Source organism: Streptosporangium lutulentum (genome assembly GCF_030811455.1).
Classification (GTDB): Bacteria; Actinomycetota; Actinomycetes; order Streptosporangiales; family Streptosporangiaceae; genus Streptosporangium; species Streptosporangium lutulentum.
Genome location: NZ_JAUSQU010000001.1, coordinates 7,739,184 through 7,761,094 on the forward strand (window position 1 = coordinate 7,739,184; position 21,911 = coordinate 7,761,094).

At 67.4% G+C, this 21,911-nt stretch carries 18 protein-coding genes; 8 read left to right on the plus strand and 10 right to left on the minus strand.

The window, feature by feature from the left end:
• Positions 1-4: 4 nt before the first annotated feature.
• The 7 genes from gyrB to dnaA form a co-directional block, all read right to left on the minus strand.
• Positions 5-1,948 carry a DNA topoisomerase (ATP-hydrolyzing) subunit B gene (gyrB, locus tag J2853_RS34890; RefSeq protein WP_307564963.1) on the minus strand — a complete coding sequence of 648 codons (1,944 nt, stop codon included), beginning with the start codon at positions 1,946-1,948 and terminating at the stop codon, positions 5-7.
• A 293-nt stretch (positions 1,949-2,241) separates the two neighbouring features.
• Complete coding sequence (locus J2853_RS34895) at positions 2,242-2,964, minus strand: DciA family protein (RefSeq protein WP_307564964.1); 723 nt, start codon at positions 2,962-2,964, stop codon at positions 2,242-2,244.
• Positions 2,954-4,168 carry a DNA replication/repair protein RecF gene (recF, locus tag J2853_RS34900; protein ID WP_307564965.1) on the minus strand — a complete coding sequence of 405 codons (1,215 nt, stop codon included), beginning with the start codon at positions 4,166-4,168 and terminating at the stop codon, positions 2,954-2,956. The genes J2853_RS34895 and recF overlap by 11 nt, the downstream gene beginning before the upstream one ends.
• Before the next feature lie 101 nt (positions 4,169-4,269).
• On the minus strand, positions 4,270-5,211 hold the full coding sequence (gene gnd / locus J2853_RS34905) for a phosphogluconate dehydrogenase (NAD(+)-dependent, decarboxylating) (protein ID WP_307564966.1): 942 nt from the start codon (positions 5,209-5,211) through the stop codon (positions 4,270-4,272).
• Between the two features lie 24 nt (positions 5,212-5,235).
• Positions 5,236-5,970: a 3-keto-5-aminohexanoate cleavage protein gene (locus J2853_RS34910; protein WP_307564967.1), complete on the minus strand. Its 735-nt coding sequence runs from the start codon at positions 5,968-5,970 to the stop codon at positions 5,236-5,238.
• Between the two features lie 67 nt (positions 5,971-6,037).
• Positions 6,038-7,180, minus strand: a complete 1,143-nt coding sequence (dnaN, locus tag J2853_RS34915) for a DNA polymerase III subunit beta (protein WP_307564968.1) — start codon at positions 7,178-7,180, stop codon at positions 6,038-6,040.
• A gap of 574 nt (positions 7,181-7,754) precedes the next feature.
• Positions 7,755-9,698, minus strand: coding sequence for a chromosomal replication initiator protein DnaA (dnaA, locus tag J2853_RS34920; protein WP_417849233.1), 1,944 nt, complete (start codon positions 9,696-9,698; stop codon positions 7,755-7,757).
• A gap of 326 nt (positions 9,699-10,024) precedes the next feature.
• Between dnaA and rpmH the strand changes: the two genes are divergently transcribed.
• The 8 genes from rpmH (at position 10,025) to J2853_RS34960 (ending at position 15,450) form a co-directional block, all read left to right on the plus strand.
• Positions 10,025-10,162 (plus strand): 50S ribosomal protein L34, encoded by a 138-nt coding sequence (gene rpmH / locus J2853_RS34925; protein WP_043601468.1) that lies wholly within the window; start codon positions 10,025-10,027, stop codon positions 10,160-10,162.
• A gap of 123 nt (positions 10,163-10,285) precedes the next feature.
• Complete coding sequence (gene rnpA / locus J2853_RS34930; RefSeq protein ID WP_307564970.1) at positions 10,286-10,648, plus strand: ribonuclease P protein component; 363 nt, start codon at positions 10,286-10,288, stop codon at positions 10,646-10,648.
• Positions 10,648-10,926 (plus strand): membrane protein insertion efficiency factor YidD, encoded by a 279-nt coding sequence (yidD, locus tag J2853_RS34935; RefSeq protein ID WP_307568926.1) that lies wholly within the window; start codon positions 10,648-10,650, stop codon positions 10,924-10,926. Before rnpA ends, yidD begins: the two co-directional genes overlap by 1 nt.
• A 4-nt stretch (positions 10,927-10,930) precedes the next feature.
• Positions 10,931-11,881, plus strand: coding sequence for a membrane protein insertase YidC (gene yidC / locus J2853_RS34940; RefSeq protein ID WP_307564971.1), 951 nt, complete (start codon positions 10,931-10,933; stop codon positions 11,879-11,881).
• Between the two features lie 35 nt (positions 11,882-11,916).
• Positions 11,917-12,420 (plus strand): Jag family protein, encoded by a 504-nt coding sequence (locus J2853_RS34945; RefSeq protein ID WP_307564972.1) that lies wholly within the window; start codon positions 11,917-11,919, stop codon positions 12,418-12,420.
• Positions 12,421-12,579: 159 nt separating this feature from the next.
• Entirely contained in the window at positions 12,580-13,278 is a 699-nt protein-coding gene (gene rsmG / locus J2853_RS34950; RefSeq protein ID WP_370879552.1) for a 16S rRNA (guanine(527)-N(7))-methyltransferase RsmG, read from the plus strand.
• Between the two features lie 173 nt (positions 13,279-13,451).
• Positions 13,452-14,384, plus strand: coding sequence for a ParA family protein (locus J2853_RS34955; protein WP_370879472.1), 933 nt, complete (start codon positions 13,452-13,454; stop codon positions 14,382-14,384).
• 73 nt (positions 14,385-14,457) lie between these two features.
• Positions 14,458-15,450, plus strand: a complete 993-nt coding sequence (locus tag J2853_RS34960) for a ParB/RepB/Spo0J family partition protein (protein ID WP_307564974.1) — start codon at positions 14,458-14,460, stop codon at positions 15,448-15,450.
• Positions 15,451-17,097: 1,647 nt separating this feature from the next.
• On the opposite strand, the gene J2853_RS34965 is transcribed toward J2853_RS34960, so the two are convergent.
• The 3 genes from J2853_RS34965 to J2853_RS34975 form a co-directional block, all read right to left on the minus strand.
• A complete protein-coding gene (locus J2853_RS34965) occupies positions 17,098-18,156 on the minus strand; it encodes a threonine aldolase family protein (RefSeq protein WP_307564975.1) in 1,059 nt (352 codons plus the stop codon).
• 498 nt (positions 18,157-18,654) lie between these two features.
• Positions 18,655-19,608, minus strand: coding sequence for a D-alanine--D-alanine ligase family protein (locus J2853_RS34970; RefSeq protein WP_307564976.1), 954 nt, complete (start codon positions 19,606-19,608; stop codon positions 18,655-18,657).
• A gap of 902 nt (positions 19,609-20,510) precedes the next feature.
• Positions 20,511-21,743, minus strand: coding sequence for an aminotransferase-like domain-containing protein (locus J2853_RS34975; protein ID WP_307568929.1), 1,233 nt, complete (start codon positions 21,741-21,743; stop codon positions 20,511-20,513).
• Positions 21,744-21,911 lie beyond the last annotated feature (168 nt).

Consider the following 21,911-nt stretch of genomic DNA (forward strand, 5'->3'; position numbering starts at 1 on the left):
ACCGCTACACGTCGAGGAATCGGACGTCTCGCGCGTTCCTGATGATGAAGGAACGGCGGGCTTCGACGTCCTCACCCATGAGCACGCTGAACAGCTCGTCGGCCTGAGCGGCGTCATCGAGGGTGACCTGCAGGAGCAAGCGGGTGTCGGGGTTCATGGTGGTCTCCCAGAGCTGGGAGGCGTTCATCTCGCCCAGACCCTTGAAGCGCTGCACGTTGTCGCGGGGCCGGGGGTCGGGCTTGCCCGCCGCGATACCGGCCTGGATGACCGCGTCGCGCTCCCGGTCGGAGTAGGCGTAGGAGGCGTCGTCGCCCCTCCGGTCCCACTTGATCTTGTAGAGCGGCGGCTGCGAGAGGTAGACGTGCCCGGCCTCGATCAGCGGCCTCATGAAGCGGAACAGCAGGGTCAGCAGCAGGGTCGTGATGTGCTGGCCGTCGACGTCGGCGTCGGCCATCAGGATGAGCTTGTGATACCGCAGCTTGGCGATGTCGAACTCGTCGTGCACACCGGTGCCCATGGCGGTGATCAGCGCCTGGACCTCGTTGTTCTGCAGGACCCTGTCGATCCGTGCCTTCTCGACGTTGAGGATCTTGCCGCGAATCGGGAGGATCGCCTGGAACTTGGAGTCGCGACCGCCCTTGGCCGAGCCGCCCGCCGAGTCACCCTCGACGATGTAGAGCTCGCACTTCTCCGGGTCGCTCCACTGGCAGTCGGCCAGCTTGCCGGGCAGGCCCGACCCCGACTCCAGCAGCGACTTGCGCCGGGTCAGGTCACGGGCCTGGCGGGCCGCGAGGCGGGCGCGTGAGGCCTGCAGGGACTTGGTGATGATGTCCTTGGCCTCGCCGGGGTTGCGCTCGAACCAGTCGCGCAGGTGGTCGTTGCAGGCTTTCTGCACGAACGACTTGGCCTCGGTGTTGCCCAGTTTGGTCTTGGTCTGGCCCTCGAACTGCGGGTCGGCCAGCTTCACCGAGATGATCGCGGTCAGGCCCTCGCGGATGTCCTCACCGGCGAGGTTGTCGTCCTTGCCCTCCTTGAGGAACTTCTGCTCGCGCGCGTAGCGGTTGACGATCGACGTCAGCGCCGCGCGGAAGCCCTCCTCGTGGGTGCCGCCCTCCGCGGTGTTGATCGTGTTGGCGAAGGTGTAGACCGACTCGCTGTAGGAGTTGTTCCACTGCATGGCGATCTCGACCGCGATACCCTCGCCGCTCTCCTCGAAGTCGATCACCGAGAGGTGAGCGGGCTCCTTCTTGGCGTTGAGGTGCTTGACGAAGTCGGAGAGACCGCCCTCGTAGTGGTAGGTGAGCTCTTGGGGCTCGCCGTTGACGAAGTCGGGCCGCTCGTCCTTGATGGAGATCGTCAGGCCCTTGTTGAGGAAGGCCATCTCCTGGAAGCGGCGCGTGAGCGTCTCGAAGTGCCACGTCGTGGTCTCGAAGATGGTCTCGTCGGCCCAGAAGGTGATGGAGGTGCCGGTCTCGTCGGTCTTCTCCCCCTTGGCCAGGGGGGCGACCGGCCGGGTGTCGGCATATTTCTGCCGCCAGTAGTGACCCTCGGTGCGGATCTCCACGTCGAGTCTCTTGGACAGGGCGTTGACCACCGAGACGCCGACGCCGTGCAGACCGCCGGAGACCGCGTAGGACTTGTCGTCGAATTTTCCGCCCGCGTGCAGCACGGTCAGGACGACCTCGACCGCCGGCCGGTTCTCGCCGGGGACATTGCCCACGGGGATGCCGCGGCCGTTGTCCACAACCCGCACACCGTTGTCTGCGAGCAGCGTGATCTCGATCCTGTCGGCGTGCCCCGCCAGGGCTTCGTCGACGGCATTGTCCACCACCTCGTAGACGAGGTGGTGGAGACCACGTTCCCCGGTCGAGCCGATGTACATGCCTGGGCGCTTACGAACCGCCTCAAGCCCTTCGAGGACGGTGATTGAGCTAGCGTCGTAGGACAAGTGCGAAATCCTCCTGCCGCGGACACGCGGCGCGGAACGCATAGCCCCGCCGTGCCCGTCACCGTCATGAATGCCCCGATGCGCTCACCCGGGAGTATCGGCGCACAGGCCGGGGTGACACGCAAACGGACGTGTCCGGAATTCAATTTCATTCTAGCGGCTCAGAACACATCGTGTGGCATTGACGGCCTCTAGAAGCCTCTGTCGCGCGACGATCATCCTCTCAAACATCCCCCTACGGGGATGGGGGTCGCCACGCCAGAGGGGCCACTGATCCGTTTCTGCGTGATCGATCAGCCGTACGTGTCGCCTGGGCCGCGGCTTCCTGTGACCCTCAGACCGCCGCTGGGCCGCGGGCCGTTCTGGGGTCCGCGCACCTTCACCCGCTGTACGGTTCCGTCCCCAAGCTCCTCGTTCAGCCGTCTGACCAGCGTCCTGGCCAGCAGTCGCACCTGGGTGGCCCAGGCCGTGGAGTCGGCGACCACGAGGACCTCCCCGTCGGCGAAGGTCTCCGGCGTGGTGTGGGCCGCCATGTCGGGCCCGACGATCTCGTGCCATCGGCCGAACACCCCGCCCACCGCGGCCGGCTGCTCCCACCCCCGGTCGGCCAGAAGCTCCGCGATGGCCCGACCGAAAAGCTGGGGATCACCGGAGTCCCTGCGCGGTCCGTACGCCTTGCGCCGCGGCTCGCTGCGGGGCAGCTGGCCCCGCCTGGCCGCGTCCGATTTCGCCTGGGCCAGTTTCTCCCTGGCCATCGCCGCGCCCTTGGCCGCCGCGCTCCTGGCCGAACCCGAACCCGAGCCCGAGCCCGAACCGGAACCCGGGTCCGGCCCCTGCTCCGGGCCCCCGGCCGACCCCCGTTCGGAACCCTTGACCAACTCCAGTCTCGGGGCCTGGGCCGATCCGGGCTCCGAGCCCCGTTCGGAGCCCCTGACCGGGTCGGGTCCGGAGATTCCTGTCGATCCGGGCGCCGGGCTCCTGACCAGTCTGAGCTCGGGCGGTGTCCTATCGGACACGGGCCACACCACCTTCCGCCACGTCGAACCGGGCTCCGGCCAGTTCGGCCGGCACATCGTCGGGGACCGCGGCGGTGATCAGCACCTGCTCGGCGGGGGCGACCATCTCGGCCAGGCGGCGGCGGCGCCGGTTGTCCAGCTCGGCGAAGACGTCGTCGAGGATCAGCACCGGATCACCGCCGTCGGCCTTCAGGAGGTCGTAGGCGGCCAGTCTGAGCGCCAGAGCGAACGACCACGACTCGCCGTGGCTGGCGTAGCCGCGCGCGGGCAGCTCTCCCAGGCCGAGGAACAGATCGTCGCGGTGCGGGCCGACCAGGGTGACGCCGCGTTCGAGCTCGGAACTCCGGACCTCCAGCAGGGCGGCCCGCAACCGTTCTTCGAGAGCGGCGCGGTCGACGCCCCCGGTTTCCAGGACGCCTGCGGCGTCCGCGGGGTCCGTCCCCGGGCCTGTGGACAACGTGCCGCGATACTCCAGCCCCGCGGGGGCGGAGTCGGGCGCGAGGGACGCGTAGGAGGCCGCGACCAGCGGTCGCAACACCTCCACCAGCTCCAGCCTGGCCGCGAGCAGCTCCGCGCCGTGCCTGGCCAGGTGGGCGTCCCACACCTCAAGGGTGCTCAACGGATCTCCGGCCCCGGCCGCGGCGAACGCCGCCTCGCTTTCGGCCCTTCGCCCGCTCCGGCTTCCCCTTCGCGCCTGCGCGGCCGTACGCAGCAGGGCTCCGCGCTGCTTGAGCACCCGGTCGTAGTCGGCGCGGACCCCCGCGAACCGGGGAGTCCTGGCCACCAGGAGGTCGTCCAGGAACCGGCGCCGCTCCGAAGGGTCGCCCTTGACCATCGACAGGTCCTCGGGGGCGAACAGGACCGTGCGCAGCAGACCGATGACGTCGCGAGGGCGGGCCACGGGCGAGCGGTTGAGCCTGGCCCGGTTGGCCTTCCCCGGGTTGAGCTCCAGCTCGATCAGCGCCCGCCGGTCCTCGCGTATCACGACCGACCGGATGATCGCCCGCACCGCCCCCTGCCGCACCAGCGGCCCGTCGTTGGCGACCCGGTGGCTGGACTGCGTCGCCACGTAGCCCAGTGCCTCGACCAGGTTGGTCTTGCCCTGCCCGTTGGGTCCGACGAAGGCGGTGACTCCCGGCTCCAGAGCGAGGTCGACGGACTCGTAGGAGCGGAAATCGGTCAGGGAGAGGCTGGCGACATGCACCTCAGGAAGATTAGTCGGCCACGCCCGTCACTGGGGCCTCGCCACGTTTGTACGGCTTGCCCCTGTGGAAAAGGTATGGCGCAAGCCGTACGAACGCGGGGTTACTTCTGTGCCTCCACGGGCGGGACGACATCGGCGCCGGGGGAGTCGGCGCCCTTGGCGACCGAGCCCTCCTTGGAGGTGACGGCGTGCCCGCCGAACTGGTTGCGCAGGGCCGCGACGACCTTCATGGCCGGCGAGTCGTCCTGGCGGGAGGCGAACCTGGCGTACAGCGCGGCGGTGATGACCGGCAGCGGAACCGCGTGATCCACCGCCGCCTGCACCGTCCAGCGGCCCTCTCCCGAGTCCTGGGCGTACCCTTCGAGCTCTTCCAGGGCCGGGTCCTCGTCGAGCGCGCGGACCAGCAGGTCGAGCAGCCAGGAGCGGATGACCGTGCCGGTCCGCCAGCTCTTGAAGGCGCCGGGCACGTCGGTCACGACGTCGGAGGCCTCAAGCAGCTCCCAGCCCTCGGCGAAGGCCTGCATCATGCCGTACTCGATGCCGTTGTGGACCATCTTGGCGAAGTGGCCGGCGCCGATCTCGCCGGCGTGGACGAACCCATCCTTCTCGGGCTTGAGGGTGTCGAAGACCGGCATCAGCCGCTCGACGTTCTCCGTGGAGCCGCCGACCATCAGGGCGTAGCCGTTCTCCAGACCCCAGACGCCCCCGCTCACGCCGCAGTCGACGAAGCCGATCTGCTTGGCCCCGAGCGCGGCGCCGTGCTTCTGGTCGTCCACGTAGTGCGAGTTGCCGCCGTCGACGAGGATGTCGCCGGGCGACATCAGATTGCCGAGCTCCTCGATCGTCGCGTGGGTCGGCGGTCCCGAGGGGACCATGACCCACACCGCGCGCGGCTCCTGAAGCCGCTCCATGAGCTCCTTCAGGCTTGAGACGTCGCTGACCGCGGGATCGCGGTCGTAGCCGACGACGTCGTGGCCGCCGCGGCGCAGGCGCTCGGCCATCTTGCCGCCCATCTTGCCCAGCCCAACCATGCCGATCTGCATACGAGCACCCCCTTCAGGGTTCCATCATCCACCTACCACCAGGCGTGCCCGCGCGAGCCGTACCAGGTCGGCGTTTCCACCGACCGGCTCACCCACAGGGCCGTGGAGGACATCCTCCAGACCGATGCGCGTGGCCAGACCCGACTGCCCCGCCTCGTCCACAAGTATCCAAGCCGGGGCTCCCTCTCCGTGGAGAAGCCTGGGCCCGGGAACCCCCAGGCGGTCGAGGCGGCCGAGCACGGCGTGTGCCCGGGACACGGACGTGTCCGCGGGGCCGCCGATGATCTCGACGAGCACCCTCAGGCACTCCAGCCCGGTCGCGGCGAGCGCGTCGGCGTCGTCCACAGACCAGACCCCGGCCTCCACACCCACTCCGAGCCGTCGGAGATCCTGCCATACGCCGGAGAAGCCTTGCTCAGAGAGGTTCACCGACGCGAAATCCGGCCGGTCCTCCGGCGGGAGCGCGGCCCAGCCCCGTACGGCCTCACGCCGCGCCCCGGGGTCCCAACCGGATATCCACAGGCCCGTGCTGACCCCGACGGGAAGCCCCGGGCACGCCTGCCGCACCGCGCGGACGGCCGCACCGACGTGAACGGCGCTGAGAGACTCCCTGCCCGCCGCGTCACGCGGATGCATGTGCACGGCGTCGGCACCCGCCTCACGCGTCTCACGGGCCGCTTCAGCGAGCTCCAGGGGCGTCACGGGGAGGGCCGGGTGGTCGCCGGGCGTCCTGCTCCCGTTGAGGCAGGCCTTGATCATGGTCGTTCCCCGGTGCCCTCGTCCCGCCGCCGCGTCCACGCCCGGCTCGCCGCCCTGTGGAGGAAGGTCAGCTGGAGAGGCGGATGGGCATGATCAGGTAACGGTAGTCGGGGACTCCGCCGTCGCCGTCCACAGGCTTGCCGCCGGTGAGGATGGCGGGCTTGGTGGACGTGGTCATCTGCAGGCGCGCCACGTCGGAGTCGATCGCGCCGAGCCCCTCCAGCAGGAACTGGTGGTTGAAGGCGATGTTGATGTCGTCGCCCTCGAAGTCCACAGGAAGCACCTCGACCGCCTGCGCCTCGTCGCCGCTGCCCGCCTCCAGGACGACCTCGTCGCCGCGGAAGGCCAGCCGGACGGGGGTGTTGCGCTCGGCGACCAGGGCCACGCGCTTGACGGCCTCGACGAAGGCGCTCGTCGGCAGGTCGGCGCGGGCGGAGAACTCGGTCGGCAGCAGCGAGCGGTACTTGGGGAACTCGGGGTCGAGCAGCCGGGTGGTGGTGCGGCGACCGGCGCTGGAGAAGCCGATCATGCCTTCTCCGGTGCCGCCGACCGAGCTCATCGCGATCTCGATCTCGGCGCCGGTGTTGCCCAGGGCCTTGGCCGTGTCGGCGAGGGTCTTGCCGGGGATCATGGCGATCGCGGAGAAGTCGGGCTGGTCCGGCTGCCACTTCAGCTCTCGTACGGCGAGACGGTAGCGGTCGGTCGCGGCCAGGGTGACCGTGTCGCCCTCGATCTCCACGCGCACGCCGGTGAGCATGGGCAGGGTGTCGTCCTTGCCCGCGGCCACGGCGACCTGGCCGACGGCCGAGGCGAAAACGTCGCTGCCGATCCGTCCGGCGGCGGGGGGCATGGCCGGCAGGGAGGGGTAGTCCTCCACAGGCATGGTGAGAAGGGTGAACCGCGCGCTGCCGCACGTGACGACGGCCTTCGCGCCCTCGACGACGAATTCCACCGGCTGCGCGGGGAGCGCCCTGGTGATCTCGGCGAGCAGCCTGCCGGAGACGAGCACGACGCCCGCCTCTCCGGTCTGCAACTCCAGGGTCACCTCGGCGGAGACCTCGTAGTCGAAGCCGGAGAGCTTGAGCTGCCCGCCCTCTGTGACTTCGAGACGCATGCCTGCGAGCACCGGCACGGAGGGGCGCGCAGGCAGACTGCGCGCCGTCCATGCGACCGCCTCAGCGAGCACGTCTCGGTCGACCCGGAACATCACGTGGATCTGCCTCCTGTGTATCGAGCGCCGTTCGCTCGGTGCCTGGGGTTCAAGTGTTCACTGTCCCGCACCTGTGCTCCCCCGGAACCCATCTATGGCTCTTGGGTTTCCTATTGAGAGATACAAGTGGTCATCGCAGTAGGGGCGGTGGATACTGTGGAAAGCCGTTGTTTCCGCAGCTCAGAGCCTGTTTTTTCATCCACCGGGGCTGTGGGTGAAGTGTGTGGAGAACTCTTGGGCCTGGGGAGAACCGAGCTGTACACACAGGCCATCCCCAGATCTTGGGTCCTTTGTCCACCGGTTATCCACGAGGTTTCCCCAGGTTGTCCACCGGGTAAGAGGTCGTTTTGTCCCTGGGGAAAACTCTCTTCACAGGGTCCCCACAGGTTATCCACGAGTTGTCCCCAAGTTGTCCCCAACTTCTCCCCAGAGTTATCCCCATGTACCGAACGGCATTCGGTTTGGTGATTCCCCAGGTGATCATGGTCGGACGCTCCGATGGCTCTCCCTTGCCACGGCCATGTCAATGATCCACAAGGTTTTCCACAGCCTGTGCATCATGCGGGGGAAGTCCTCATCCATTGCGCGACTGCTGCTTGATCCTGGTGGTGAGCTCGTTGACCTGGTTGTAGATCGAGCGACGCTCGGCCATCAGGGAGCGGATCTTGCGGTCGGCGTGCATGACCGTGGTGTGGTCGCGGCCGCCGAACTGCTGACCGATCTTCGGCAGCGACATGTCGGTGAGTTCCCTGCACAGGTACATCGCGATCTGGCGGGCGGTGACCAGGACGCGCGAGCGTGACCCGCCGCACAGATCGTCGATCGACAGCCCGAAGTAGGCCGCGGTGGAAGCCATGATCGTGGCGACGGTGATCTCGGACCCGGCGTCCTCGGTGATCAGGTCCTTGAGCACGACCTCGGTGAGCTGCAGGTCCACCGACTGCCGGTTGAGGCTGGCGAACGCGGTCACCCGGATCAGCGCGCCCTCGAGCTCGCGGATGTTGGTGGAGATGCGGCTGGCGATGTACTCCAGCACCTCGGGCGGCGCGGCCAGGCCCTCCTGGATCGCCTTCTTGCGCAGGATCGCGATGCGCGTCTCCAGCTCGGGCGGCTGGACGTCGGTGATCAGGCCCCACTCGAACCGGTTGCGGAGCCGGTCTTCCAGCGTGACCAGCTGCTTGGGCGCCCGGTCGCTGGAGATGACGATCTGCTTGTTGGCGTTGTGCAGGGTGTTGAAGGTGTGGAAGAACTCCTCCTGCGTCTGCTCCTTGCCCTCCAGGAACTGGATGTCGTCCACGAGCAGGATGTCCACGGCCCGGTAGCGGCTGCGGAAGCCGTCGGCCTTGTGGTCGCGGATGGAGTTGATGAAGTCGTTGGTGAACTCCTCCGAGCTCACGTATCTCACCCGCGCGCCGTCGTAGAGGCTCTGCGCGTAGTGGCCGATCGCGTGCAGCAGGTGGGTCTTGCCCAGGCCCGAGTCACCGTAGATGAACAGCGGGTTGTACGCCTTGGCCGGCGCCTCGGCCACCGCGACCGCCGCCGCGTGGGCGAACCGGTTGCTGGAGCCGATGACGAAGGTGTCGAAGGTGTACTTCGGGTTCAGCCGCGCGGGTTCTCCCTGCGTACGGCTGCCGCGACCGTCCCACCTGTTCTGCACGTGGCTGGGACCCGGGTTCTGCGCGCCGCGGTCGAAGGTGTCCGGCTCGGGGCGCGGAGGGGAGGGCTGCGGGGTGTAGCCGCCCCGGCCGTATCCGGGGTTCGGCTCGCCCTGCTGGGGCTGCGGGGAGGGCTCCGCGGGGAGGTAGGGCTGCGAGGGCTCCTCCACGTGCTGATACGGGTAGGAGAACGGCTGGCCCTGTGGTTGATGCTGTGGATATTCGGTGGGCGGCGGGGCGGTGGGTCCGGGGGCCGGATAGGGGTGTTGCAGGCCGGAACCGCTGTGGTGCTGGGGAGTTACCGGCTGTGTATAACCCTGCTGCTGTCCGTTGCCCTGTGTATAACCCGCCTGCGGCGCCTGGGGATAAGGCTCCTGGCGAGGGGCGAGCCCCGGCTCAGAACCGGCCGCGCTGGGGTCGACCATGACCGCGACCCGCATCGGGCGGCCGAACTCCTTGGAGAGTGCATGGCTGATAAGCGGACGAAGCCTATTTTCCAGAACATCTCTGGCGAAATCGGTGGGGGCGGCGAGCACCACGGTGTCGTTCATGAGGCCGAAGGGCCGGGTCATACTGAGCCAGACCCGCTGCTGGGACGGCACACTCTCGTTGAGGGAGTTCTCCAAGGCCCGTTCCCATACCGCGCTGAGCTCGATTCCATCCACGGTCCGGCTCTCCTCCTCTCGATGCGGCCCGCCTGAGTTCACCGCGATCTGTTTATCCACATCGATGGCCGCCGGGCGTGCCGGATTCCGTTGTTGTCCACATGCCGGCGTCCCCGTGGCCCCGCCGGGGGGCACTGTTCGAAATCCACATCGAATCCACAAGGTGTGCACAGCCCGATACCTGTGGTTCCGACGCATCCCCGCAGTAGAGAGAAGGTCTGGAAGGGTCGACAGTAGCCCTGTCCCCAGCTGTGGACAAGACGTTGTCCACAGCCTAGTGGCAGCACGGGGGACACTGAGTGCACATCCTGTGGATGGCGAGCCGCCGGTGGAAAAGTGGCCTGTGGAAAGGTGGATAACCTATATAGGCGTGCTCTCCGGTTTGACCTGGGACACGCGCGACCCCTAACGTACGAAGGTCGGCTTGCCACGCGACGGCTATTTCGCATGCCCCGCTTCCGGCAAGCCAGCCACTGTCGAGCGTCCCCATGTGCTGGGGACGCGCTTAAGCCTGGAGCCCACTCGTGACCAAGCGTACTTTCCAGCCGAACAACCGCCGTCGCGCGAAGACTCACGGCTTCCGGCTTCGCATGCGCACTCGCGCCGGCCGTGCCATCCTGGCCGCCCGCAGGCGCAAGGGCCGCGCCGAGCTGTCCGCCTGACGCATCCGTTGCGCCCGGTTCGCCGGGCCAAGGCAGCCGCGCACCGTTGCCCGCCGACCGTGATGTCGGCGGGCGACAGCCGTGCCTGCCCAGGGTCAATCAAGGTCTCTCGTGTTGCCGTCCGTGTCCCGCATGCGCCGGGGCGAGGAGTTCGCCAACGCGGTCAGAAAGGGAAGCCGTGCAGGCCGTCCCACCCTGGTCGCGCACTTGAGCGTGCGCCCAAATACGGACGAATCCCCTTTGATCGGATTCGTAGTGAGCCGTGCCGTGGGAGGCGCGGTTGTACGAAATCGGGTTAAACGTCAGTTGAGACACCTCATGCGAGACCGTCTCCACAGGCTTCCGCGAGGTAGCCTGCTGGTTGTACGCGCCAATCCACCGGCCGCGTCCGCGCGGAGCGAGCGCCTTGCCGCCGAGCTCGACGGCGCGTTGGATCGTTTACTCAGGCGGCGAGAGCCTTCCAAGGCTCGCATGGATGGGCGATGATGACGGCGCAGCAGATCGCCGGGGTTTCTCCGGCTGCCAGGGCCCTGATGGCTCCTGTCCGGTTCTACCGGGCCTACGTGAGTCCTCTGCTGGGTCCCCGTTGCCGTTTCCATCCTTCGTGTAGTGCTTACGGTCTTGAGGCGTTGACCGTCCATGGTGCGCTGCGCGGCACATGGTTGACGATCCGGAGAATCGGGCGTTGCCACCCATTCCATCCCGGAGGTTTTGACCCGGTGCCCCCACGCCCGGGCCGGTCCGACGAAACGCAAGGGAGCTAGCTCGGTGGAGCTGTCCTGGCTGAACTGGCTATACACAGCAGTCGCCCAAGTCATCACCTGGATTCATCAGGGCTATAGCAGCTTCCTCGACCCGAACAGCGGGCTGACGTGGGCGCTGAGCATCATCACGCTGACGGTCCTGATGCGGCTGCTCATCTTCCCCCTCTTCCTCAAGCAGATGCGCTCGTCGAAGAAGATGCAGGAGCTGGGCCCCAAGGTCGCGGAGATCCGCAAGCGATACAAGAACGACAAGCAGCGCATGAACCAGGAGGTCATGGCGCTGTACCAGGGGCAGGGGGCCAACCCGCTCGGCGGCTGTCTGCCGATCGTGGCCCAGTTCCCGATCTTCATCTCGATGTTCACCGTGCTCAACGCCATGGCGCATGGCGAGGCCAAGTTCGGCATGACGCAGGAGTTCATCGAAAGCGCGCGGGGCGCGCACATCTTCGGCGCCCCCCTGCCGGCGACCTTCTGGAGCAGCACCGAGCAGATCGAGGCGTTCGGCGCGAACGCGATCCAGACGAAGATCGTGCTCGCGGTCTTCGTGGCGATCAGCTCGCTGACCACGTTCCTCACCGTCCGGCAGAGCGTGGGCCGCTCGATGGCGCAGATGCCGGACAACCCGATGGCGCAGCAGCAGAAGATCCTGATGTACGTCTCGCCGCTGTTCGCGATCTTCTCTCTGAACTTCCCCCTCGGTCTGATTCTTTACTGGGTCACCACCAACCTGTGGACCCTGAGCCAGCAACACTGGTTCTACAGCCGTAACCCCTCCCCCGTGGTCGACGCCAAGGGCAATGTGACGACTCCTGAGCCCAAGCCGAGCTTGCTCAGCAAGGTCAGGAAGGCGCCTCCCGAGCCCCCGGCGCCTCCCGCGGAGCCGGAGCCCAAGGTGCTCCGTCAGCAGCCGACCCGCCAGCCCCGCAGCAAGCGGACCGGTAGCAAGAAGTCCTGACGACTCATCCCGACAGCACGAAGGAGTGGCCGGACGTGACCGAGGCCGAGGCCGAAAAGGAGACCGTGAAGGCGGCTCCGGATCTCGCTGCGCTGGAGCAGGAAGGCGAGATCGCGGCGGACTACGTCGAGGGTCTGCTCGACATCGCCGACATCGACGGTGACATCGACATGGATGTCGAGGGTGACCGTGCCGTGGTGTCGGTTGTGGATATCAAGGGCGGCGACCTCGTGGGCTCCAACGGCGAGGTGCTGGAGGCGATCCAGGAGCTGACCCGTCTCGCGGTGCACCGGCAGACAGGCGAGCGGTCCCGCCTCATGCTGGACATCGGTGGTTTTCGTGAGCGTCGCAGGGCCGAACTGAGCGAACTCGGTCGGAAGATCGCCGAAGACGTCAAGCGCGATGGCGAGCCCAAGTCGCTGCAGCCGATGACGCCTTTCGAGCGCAAGGTCGTGCACGACGCCGTCGCGGCGGCGGGCCTGCGAAGCGAATCCGAGGGCGAGGAGCCCCGTCGCTTCGTGGTGGTCCTGCCCGTGTAGCGACACGGCGGACGGAAATTGGCCGTCGTCCCCGATTTTCCGGGGACGACGGCCTTTTTCATGCCCTGCTTTGTGTGTCGCCGTGGACTGGGCCGTTAGCCTTAGACCGGCCTGACCCAGACAGTTTTCAAGGAAGAGTGAGGTCGAGTGACCGACCAGATGCCCGATCCGCCCGAAGTCGCGCGTGAGGTGTTCACCGGGGGCGCCTGGTCCCGGGCTGAGGCCTTCGCGGAGCTACTGGCCGGCCCTGGAGTGGTGCGCGGACTGCTTGGGCCGCGTGAGGTGCCCCGCATCTGGGACCGCCATCTGCTCAACTGCGCCGTGGTCGCCGAGGCTGTCCCCGCGAACGTGCGGCTGGTGGACATCGGTTCGGGCGCGGGACTGCCGGGCCTCGTCCTGGCGATCGTGCGACCGGATATCACCGTCACCCTTCTTGAGCCGCTCCTGCGCCGGACGGTGTTCCTGGAGGAGTGCGTGGAGTCGCTCAAGCTCGGCAACGTCGAAGTGCTGCGTGGCCGAGCCGAGGAGTTCGCGGGAAAGCTCGACTTTGACGTAGCCTCCGCCCGAGCGGTGGCGCCGCTTGACCGGTTGTTGAAGTGGTCGCTGCCGCTGTTACGAGAAGGCGGGGAGCTGCTCGCGATGAAGGGGGAGCGGGCAGCGGAAGAATTGGCGGACGCAGAGGCGCAATTGAGGTCGAGTGGGGTGCAAACGGCCGAGCTTGTATCGGTCGGGCACGGTAAGGTCGAGCCGCCCGCAACTCTCATCCGGGTGGTCGCCGGTCGGGCTCCTGAGGGAGCACGCCAGGCCTCTCGCCGGAAAGATCGCGCCTCGCGAGCGAAGCCGGCACGAGGCCAGTAGACACATAGAGCAAAGCGAGTACGAGGCCAGTGAATGACCGTGTAAGTGCGATCGTCAGCGCGATGTGCGGCCTCGGCTGGCCCGAGACTCCCACCGTCCTGACACATGGACGCCCTTCTGGTCTGGGCTGGCCGGCACCGGCTCCCGCCGCAGTCAGGCCGGTTGAAAGGACGATGATCGTGACCCAGACCCCCCTTAACCCCGGCGACTCGCCGCTGGTACGAGAGGCACTCAGCTCAGTGGTTTCACGTGAAACAGCGCCCCAGAAGACCATGGCCGCCTCCGGAGACTCCGCGGGGGCTCGCGATGGAGACTGGCCTCGGCCGCCCAAGACCCGCATATTCACCGTCGCCAACCAGAAGGGTGGCGTGGGCAAGACCACGACGTCGGTGAATCTGGCGGCGGCGCTGTCGATGCATGGCCAGCGCGTGCTCGTGGTGGATCTCGACCCGCAGGGCAACGCCTCCACGGCGCTGTCCATCGAGCACCGTGGTGATGTGCCGGACATGTACAAGGTTCTTGTGGAGGACGTGTCTCTGGAGGAGGTCGTGAAGGAGGTTCCGGACATGCCGAACCTCTACTGCGCCCCCGCCACGATCGACCTGGCCGGTGCCGAGATCGAGCTGGTGTCCATGGTCGCGCGGGAGGCTCGCCTCCAGCGTGCGCTGGCCTCGTATACGGTGATCGACTTCGATTACGTCTTCATCGACTGCCCGCCCTCGCTCGGCCTGCTCACCGTCAACGCGTTGATGGCCGCGAACGAGTTGCTGGTCCCCATCCAGTGCGAGTACTACGCGCTGGAAGGACTCGGCCAGTTGCTCAGGAACGTGGACCTGGTCCGTGCCCATTTGAACCCCGCGCTTGATCTGTCCACCATCCTGATGACGATGTATGACGGACGGACCCGATTGGCCTCCCAGGTTGCCGAAGAGGTCCGGTCCCACTTCGGCGACACGGTGTTGAAAACGCTGATCCCCCGGAGCGTCCGCGTCTCCGAGGCCCCGAGCTACGGCCAGTCGGTCATGACCTACGACCCCGGCTCCAGCGGCGCGATGGCGTACATGGACGCCGCCCGTGAGATGGCATATCGCGGCGCGGCCGTGTGAGCGTTGAAAGACTCGCGGTCGTCGTGGCCGCGAAAACGACTGGGGCGGAAATCCTTGAGCCGGAGGAGCGGCAGTGAGCAAGCAGCCGAGAGGTATGGGCGGCAAGGGTCTGGCGGCACTCATCCCCACGGGTCCGCCCGTGGTACGGAGTGCCGCACCGTCGGCGACCGCGACGATGGTCGTACCGGAGCCCGCGGCGGAGTTCGCGCCGCAGCACCGCCAGTCGGAACTGAAGCCGGTGGCGGGCGCGTACTTCCTTGAGATTCCGATCGAGAGAATCGAGCCGAACCCGCGCCAGCCCAGAGACATCTTCGATGAAGAGGCGCTGAAGGAGCTCGCCACGTCGATCGGCGAGGTCGGCCTGCTCCAGCCCATCGTGGTCCGTGCGGTGGGCGAGGAGAGTTACGAGCTGGTCATGGGAGAGCGCCGCTGGCGAGCCTGCAAGCTCGCCGGCCTCTCCGAGATCCCCGCGATCGTACGGAGCACGCAGGAGGACAAACTCCTTCTCGACGCGTTGATCGAGAACCTCCAGCGGGAACAGCTCAACGCACTGGAGGAGGCCGCGGCCTACCGGCAGTTGCTGGACGACTTCGGCGCCACCCACGAGCAGCTCGCCACCCGGGTCGGTCGTTCCCGTTCCCACGTGACGAACACGTTGCGGCTCCTCAACCTCCCCCCCAAGGTGCAGCTCAGCGTCTCGGCCGGCACGATCAGCGCCGGGCACGCCCGGGCTCTGCTCGCGTTGGACGACCCCGCAGCCCAGGAACATCTCGCTCATAGAATCGTGGCCGAGCTGCTGTCGGTTCGTGCGGTCGAGGAAATCGTCGCCATGGGCGATGCCAAAGCCGCCCCCGAGCCCACCACTCGCGCGCCCCGGGCGAAGCCGGCCGAGGAGCCGGCCCTCCGCCACCTCGCCGACCGTCTCTCCGACCGCTTCGAGACCCGGGTGAAGGTGGACTTCGGTCGCCGCAAGGGGCGCATCGTGGTGGAGTTCGCGACCATCGACGACCTGGAGCGCATCATCAGCACGATGGCCCCAGGGTCCATGCAGATGGTGGAGGAGTAGCTCCCCCTCCTGAGCGGCCTCCGTGTTTCACGTGAAACACGGAGGCCGCTTTTGTTTCCCCCGGAGGATTCCGGCTCGGCCTCTCTCCACCTCCGGGCATCCGCCGAAGCGGCCTGCGTCCTGCGTCCTCGTCGTCCTGCGTCCTCGTCCGGCAGTCGACGGTCGGCAGTCGGCGGTCGGGGGATGCCCGGCCTCCCCCGGCCCCGGATATCCGCCGAAGCGCGTCCTGCGTCCTCGTCCAGCGGTTCAGCGGTCAGCGGTTGGGGGTTGGGGGTTGGGGGTCAGGCGGGTCGCGACTTCCTGGATGGACCCTCCGGCCGAACACCCGGGACGGAGATCTCCTCTCGTCCGGAACGGTGGGCGTGTGCGGATCAAGGAGGGGTGATGGCCAAACGCCGTTTCCGACCGCTCATCCGCCCCGCCTGGCCCCTCGCTCGCCCAACCATTTGCCCGCTCGCCCGCCAGGCCGTTCGTCTGCCCAGCCCCCCGCTTGCTCGCCTGGCTGTCCGCCCGATGGTTCGTTTGGCCGCCCGAGCGGGTTGCTCGCCCGTTTTACCCGTCTGCTCGTCATATTCGCCCGAGCGTTTGCCCGGCCGGCAGACAGAAGGGTTCTACCCGCCCGCTCGACGAACGGGTTTCGCTAATGCGGTGACCGGAAACGTTCGCCGGGTTGGAGGCACGCTGCGTGGCTTCACCAGTCGAGAGTGACGGGCCACTCGTGCTGTGCTCCTTGGAGCAGGTCTTTCGAGCAACACGGCCAGCCCGGGCGGAAAGACCCGCTCCGTGGTCGTGTCGAGCTCGGTCGCGGTCCACCATCGGTGCCCGAACCCATCATCTCCGGATCCGGAAACCTCCGCCGCTGAGACTCGGGCGAAAAAGTACGGGTGCATGCACGGTGGAGTAGCGGCTTCCCTGTAGGAACCACCCTCCTGTCGTTGACGGCCGCCGGGTTCGCCCAGGTCTTGGCGCGTGATGATGAAACCGGTCTCTTCGTCAACCCAGGGTTGGCGGACTCCAGCGCGTTGGCCCCTCAACCCAGGGTTGGCGGACTCCAGCGCGTTGGCCCCTCAACCCAGGGTTGGCGGACTCCAGCGCGTTGGCCCCTCAACCCAGGGCTGGCGGACTCCAGCGCGTTGGCCCCTCAACCCAGGGCTGGCGGACTCCAGCGTGTAGGCCTCTCAACCCAGGGTTGGCGAACTTCAGCGTGTAGACCCCTCGGAACGTCTCCCCGGGCGCCTGCCGTACTCGCGCTTTGGAGGAGCCGGTCATGCATCAGAGACCGGCTGTTGTCGTAGGTGGCGTTCTTCCCCATGACGTGTCCGCCTGCCCTCGTAGGGTTCGACGGCGCGGTCGCAGAGGTGAACCCGGACTGGAGCCGATCCCCGGACGACTCGGCGAGTGTGTACGTCCGGCGTTCCAGGGGCTCGGTTGGCTTGGCGACAGAACACCTGTCGATGCCATGAAACGATCTGAGGACCCTCCGAGGAGGCCGGCTGACGCCAGAGGAAGGAGCTCTCTGTCCTGGAGAGGGCAGCCCTAAAGGTCTTTGCGGAGCGCGTTGCCTCTGGCGGAAGACTGGTGTTTCACGTGAAACATGGGTTCCCTCCGATGGGCGGCAACCCATGTTTCACGTGAAACGGCGGCCCGTCAGGCGTTGACCGCCCCATTCACGGCGAGACGGATGTCCGAGATGAACGTGTCCACATGCTCGGCGGTGGTGTCGAAGGCGGTCACCCAACGGACCACGTTCTCGGTCGCGTCCCAGATGTGGAAGAGGTAGCGCTCCTGGAGCTCCGAGATGGCCTTCTCCGGAAGGACCGGAAAGACGGCGTTGGACTGCACGGGGTAGTGCAGAGAGACGCCGGGGAGGCCCGCTATGCCATCGGCCAGGCGATGGGCCATGGCATTGGCGTGGGAGGCGTTCTCGCGCCAGAGACCATCGGTGAGGAGCGCGGTCAGCTGGGCGGAGACGAAGCGCATCTTGGAAGCGAGCTGCATCCCCTGCTTACGGAGGAACAGGGTTGAGATGTCCAGCTCGGGCCGGAGTACGACGAGCGCTTCGGCGCCCATGGCGCCGTTCTTGGTACCGCCGAAGCTGAGCAGGTCCACGCCCACGTCGGTGGTCAGGGAACGCATCGAGCCGCCGAGTTCGGCCGCCGCATTGGCCAGCCGGGCTCCGTCCATGTGGAGGAAGAGCCCGTGCGCGTGGATGAACTCCGCGAGCTCGGCGATCTCGTCGGCGGTGTAGCAGGTGCCGCACTCGGTCACCTGGGAGATGGAGACGACACGCGGCTGGGAGTGTTGCACGTTGCCTATCACGGAGAGCTGGCCCCGGATGTCGTCCACGGTGATCTTGCCGTTCTCCGTGGGGAGGGGGATCAGCTTGGTGCTCAGCAGGCGCTCAGCGGCACCGCACTCGTTGGTGTTGATGTGAGCGGTGGCGGGGCAGAGCACGGCGTCATAGGGCCGCAGAAGAAGGCTCAGGCCCACGACGTTGGCGCCGGTGCCGTTGAACATGGCGTAGGTGGTCGCCTGGGCGCCGAATTCGGCGCGGAAGGCATCCTCCATCGTCTCGGTCCAGGGGTCTCCGCCGTAGGCGGGGGCGTCTCCGGTGTTGGCTTCGAGGATGGCGGCAAGAACGGCGGGGTGTACGCCCGAGTGATTGTCGCTGGCGAAACTTTTAGGAAAAGGAGTGGAGGTCAGCACACGGCCAGCGTAAGGGGGCAGGGCTCAGGGAGGTAAACGTAGCCTCCCCGATCCGCCCGGTGCCGGTCAGGTAGGGAAAAGACGTCGGCGGTGTGTGCCGGATGGAGCGAGAATCGGTAGCCGTTCCTGCCTTGGTGGTGAAAGGCGACGGTTTCGCGCCGGGACAGGAGGGGGAAATCTGCGGGTCTGCGACAGAGGGCGAGAAAGCCGATCAGCGCTCCGGCTCCGCAGGGCCGGACACCGACGCGGGGGTTCGGGTGGACGGCCGGATGCCGACGGCCCGGAGGTCCAGAGGGTTCGGGTGAATGACCGAGTGCTGACGGCTCAGAGCGGACGGCCAATCCGACGTCCTAGGGGATTCAGAGCGGACGGCAAGATGTGCCGGTGCTCTGGGAGATTCAGGTCGAGCGGGGCACTGGTGGCCCCCCAAGGAGCCAGGCTGGACAGACCACGGCTGACACCCGGGGGGATTCAGGTTGTACGCCGGTCGGGCCGAGGTCAGGCGCCGCGGGTGGCGGCTTGTTCCAGGAGCACCCGGCAGAGGGTGCCGAAATCCTCGCCGGCGGCTTCGACGGCCATGGGGAAAAGGGAGGTCTCGGTCATGCCGGGGGCGACGTTGACCTCAAGGAAGTGGGGCAGACCGTCCTCGTCGACGATGAGGTCGGTACGGGAGACATCGCGGAGGCCGAGGGCCGTGTGGGCGGTCACGGCCATTTCGGAACAGGCGGCGGAGACCTCGGCAGAAAGGCGGGCCGGGGCGAAGAACTCGGTGTGACCGGCGGTGTAGCGGGCCGCGTAGTCGTAGGTGCCGTCGTCGGGAACGATCTCCACGGGGGGCAGGGCCACGGGGCCCTCTCCGAGGTCGACCACGGAGACGGAGACCTCGACGCCCTTGATGCAGCGTTCGATCAACGCGGTGTCGCCGTAGGCGAAGCACCCGACCATGGCGGCCGGGAGTTCTTCGGCGACCCGGACGATCGAGGCGCCGAGGGCCGAGCCGCCGCGGGACGGTTTGACGAACAGGGGGAGGCCGAGGCGCTCCACGATGCGGGTCAGCACCGCGGAGGCGCCGAGGTCGTGGAAGGTCTCCTTGGGAAGCGTCACCGAGTCAGGCGTGCGCAGGCCGACGGAGCGGACGACGGTCTTGGCGGTGGGCTTGTCGAAGGCCACCCTGCAGGCGTCGGGGTCGGCGCCGACGTAGGGGATGGAGAGGAGTTCGAGCACCGAGCGGATGGCGCCGTCCTCGCCCGCCCCGCCGTGGAGCGTGACGAAAACCGCGTCCGGCGGATTCGCGAGCACCGAGGGAACCAGCGAGGCGTCGGTGTCACGGGTCTCCACGGAGACCCCCGCCCCCTGCAGCGCCTCGCTCACCCGGCGGCCCGAACGCAGGGAGACCTCCCGCTCGTAGGACAGTCCGCCTGCCAGGACGAGCACGTGGCCCAGATCACTCATCCGAAGTTTTACCTCTCGTTAAGGCCCGCTCCGAGCCTGTCCGGTCGCTCTCACCGCGTGCGGTCCGGTCTTCCTATGAGGACCGGGATCGATCACCGCACAACGGCACAGGAAGTCACCGTACGGTACAGCGCCGCGCCGGTGTGCGCGGGCTGGGCGGCCCCGTGTCGCGTCAGGCCCTGCGCACCGGCGACTCCGTTGTGGAGCGCCCGTGCTTCGGGGCCAAGGCGCCCGTGTCTTGCGAGCGTTCGTGCTTCAAAGCCACGTTGCCCGTGTCTTGCGAGTGCCCGTGCTTCAGGGCCAAGGCGCCCGCGTCTTGCGAGTGCCCGTGTTTCAAAGCCACGCTGCCCGTGTCTTGCAAGTGTCGGTGCTTCGGGACACCGGCGTTTCAGGGCGCCGACATCCCGAGGTGTTCGCGTTTTGAGGCTCCGGGTGTTCCAGGGCTCCCGTCCTGAGTCGCCGGCCGTTTCAAAGCTCTTGTCTCGGGGCGTGAGCCCCCAGGGCACCTGAGTCCAAAATATCCGTGTTTCGAGGTGCCCGTGTCGCGGCGCGTCAGTGTTTCGAGGTCCCTGACGTTCCCGAGTTCCCGTGCCCTGAGACGTGGGAGTCCTCGGACACCCGCGTGCCGGAAGGCGCCGCGTCACGAGTTCTGGATGCCCGCGTCGCGATGTCCACGATTCGAGACCGCCGGCGTCCGAGGGCCTCCGTGCTTTGAGGCGCGGACGTCCCAGCGCGATGGGCGTCTTAGCAAGGTGGGCATCCCAGAGCGATGCGTGTCCCAGAGCGATGCGTGTCCGAAAGCGATGGGTGTCCCAGAGCGATGGGCATCCCAGCACGGTGGGCGTCCCGGAGCTTGGAGTCCTTCCCGGACACCTGCGTCCCGGGACGCCCACCGAGAGGGGCTATGCGAGGTCGGGCCCCGGTGTGTCGACCCCGATGTGCTCGGGAGACGCGCTGGCCCCGAACGTGTCGCGCACGCGGAGCTCCTGCTCGATCACCCCGGCCAGGCGGCGAACGCCCTCGCGGATGCGTTCGGGCTCCGGGTAGCAGTAGGACAGCCGCATGTGGCGTGCGCCGCCGCCGTCGGCGAAGAAGCCCGTGCCCGGCACGAACGCCACTCTCTCGGCGACCGCGCGAGGCAGGAGCGCCTTGGAGTCGAGGCCCTCGGGCAATGTGGCCCAAACGAAGAACCCGCCACCGGGGCGGGTCCAGGTGAAGTCGGCGGGCATGAAGGCCTCAAGCGAACTGATCATGGTGTCGCGTCGCTCGCGGTAGAGCTCCTGAAAGGACTTGATCTGCTCGCGCCAGGGCTGGGTGGCGAGATACTGCCCGACGGCGAGCTGGGTGAAGGAGGAGTGCGACAGGACCGCCGATTCCATCGCCAGCACCAGTTTGTCGCGGATGGCGTGCGGGGCGAGCGCCCAGCCGACCCGGAAGCCGGGGGCCAGGGTCTTGGAGAACGAGCCGAGATAGACGATGTCGTCGGCGTTGTCGGCGCGCAGCGCCCGCATGGGCTCTCCGTCGAAGCCGAGCAGGCCGTACGGATTGTCCTCGACGATCAGCACGCCGGCTCGCTGGCAGATCTCCAGCACCTGCTGCCTGCGCACCGCGTTGAGCGTCACACCGGCGGGATTCTGGAAGGTGGGGATCGTGTACAGGAACTTGATCCTGTTGCCCGCCGTCTTCAACGCGTAGATGGTCTGGGCGAGCGACTCGGGGATGATCCCCTCGTTGTCCATCGCGATATGGACGACCTTGGCCTGATAGGCGGCGAAAGTGCCCAGCGCGCCCACGTAGGACGGGCCCTCGGCGAGCACGACGTCGCCGGGATCGATGAAGATGCGCGTGATCAGATCAAGGGCCTGCTGAGAGCCGACGGTCACGACGACGTCGTTGGAGTTGGCCTCGATCCCCTCCATGCGCATGACGTCGCAGATCTGCTCGCGCAGATGCGGGTCACCCTGGCCGGAACCGTACTGGAGCGCGACCGGGCCGCGCTTCGCTATCAGGTCGGCGACGAGCTCCCCCACGACGTCGAGGGGAAGCGCAGTGACGTACGGCATGCCGCCGGCCAGCGAGACCACCTCGGGCCTCGACGCGACGGCGAAAAGTGCTCGAACCTCGGAGGCGACCATCCCGGTAGCTCGTGCCGCGTACCGATCGACGTAGGCGTCGATTCGCGATCCTTGGGCCGCGATGGTCTGACCGTGATCTGGTTCTTGGGGCACGGTCCACCTCCTAGCTCATGTGGAGCACACGGTGCTCATGCCAGAGAAACCCAGAGTATGACAGTGGCCGGAGTC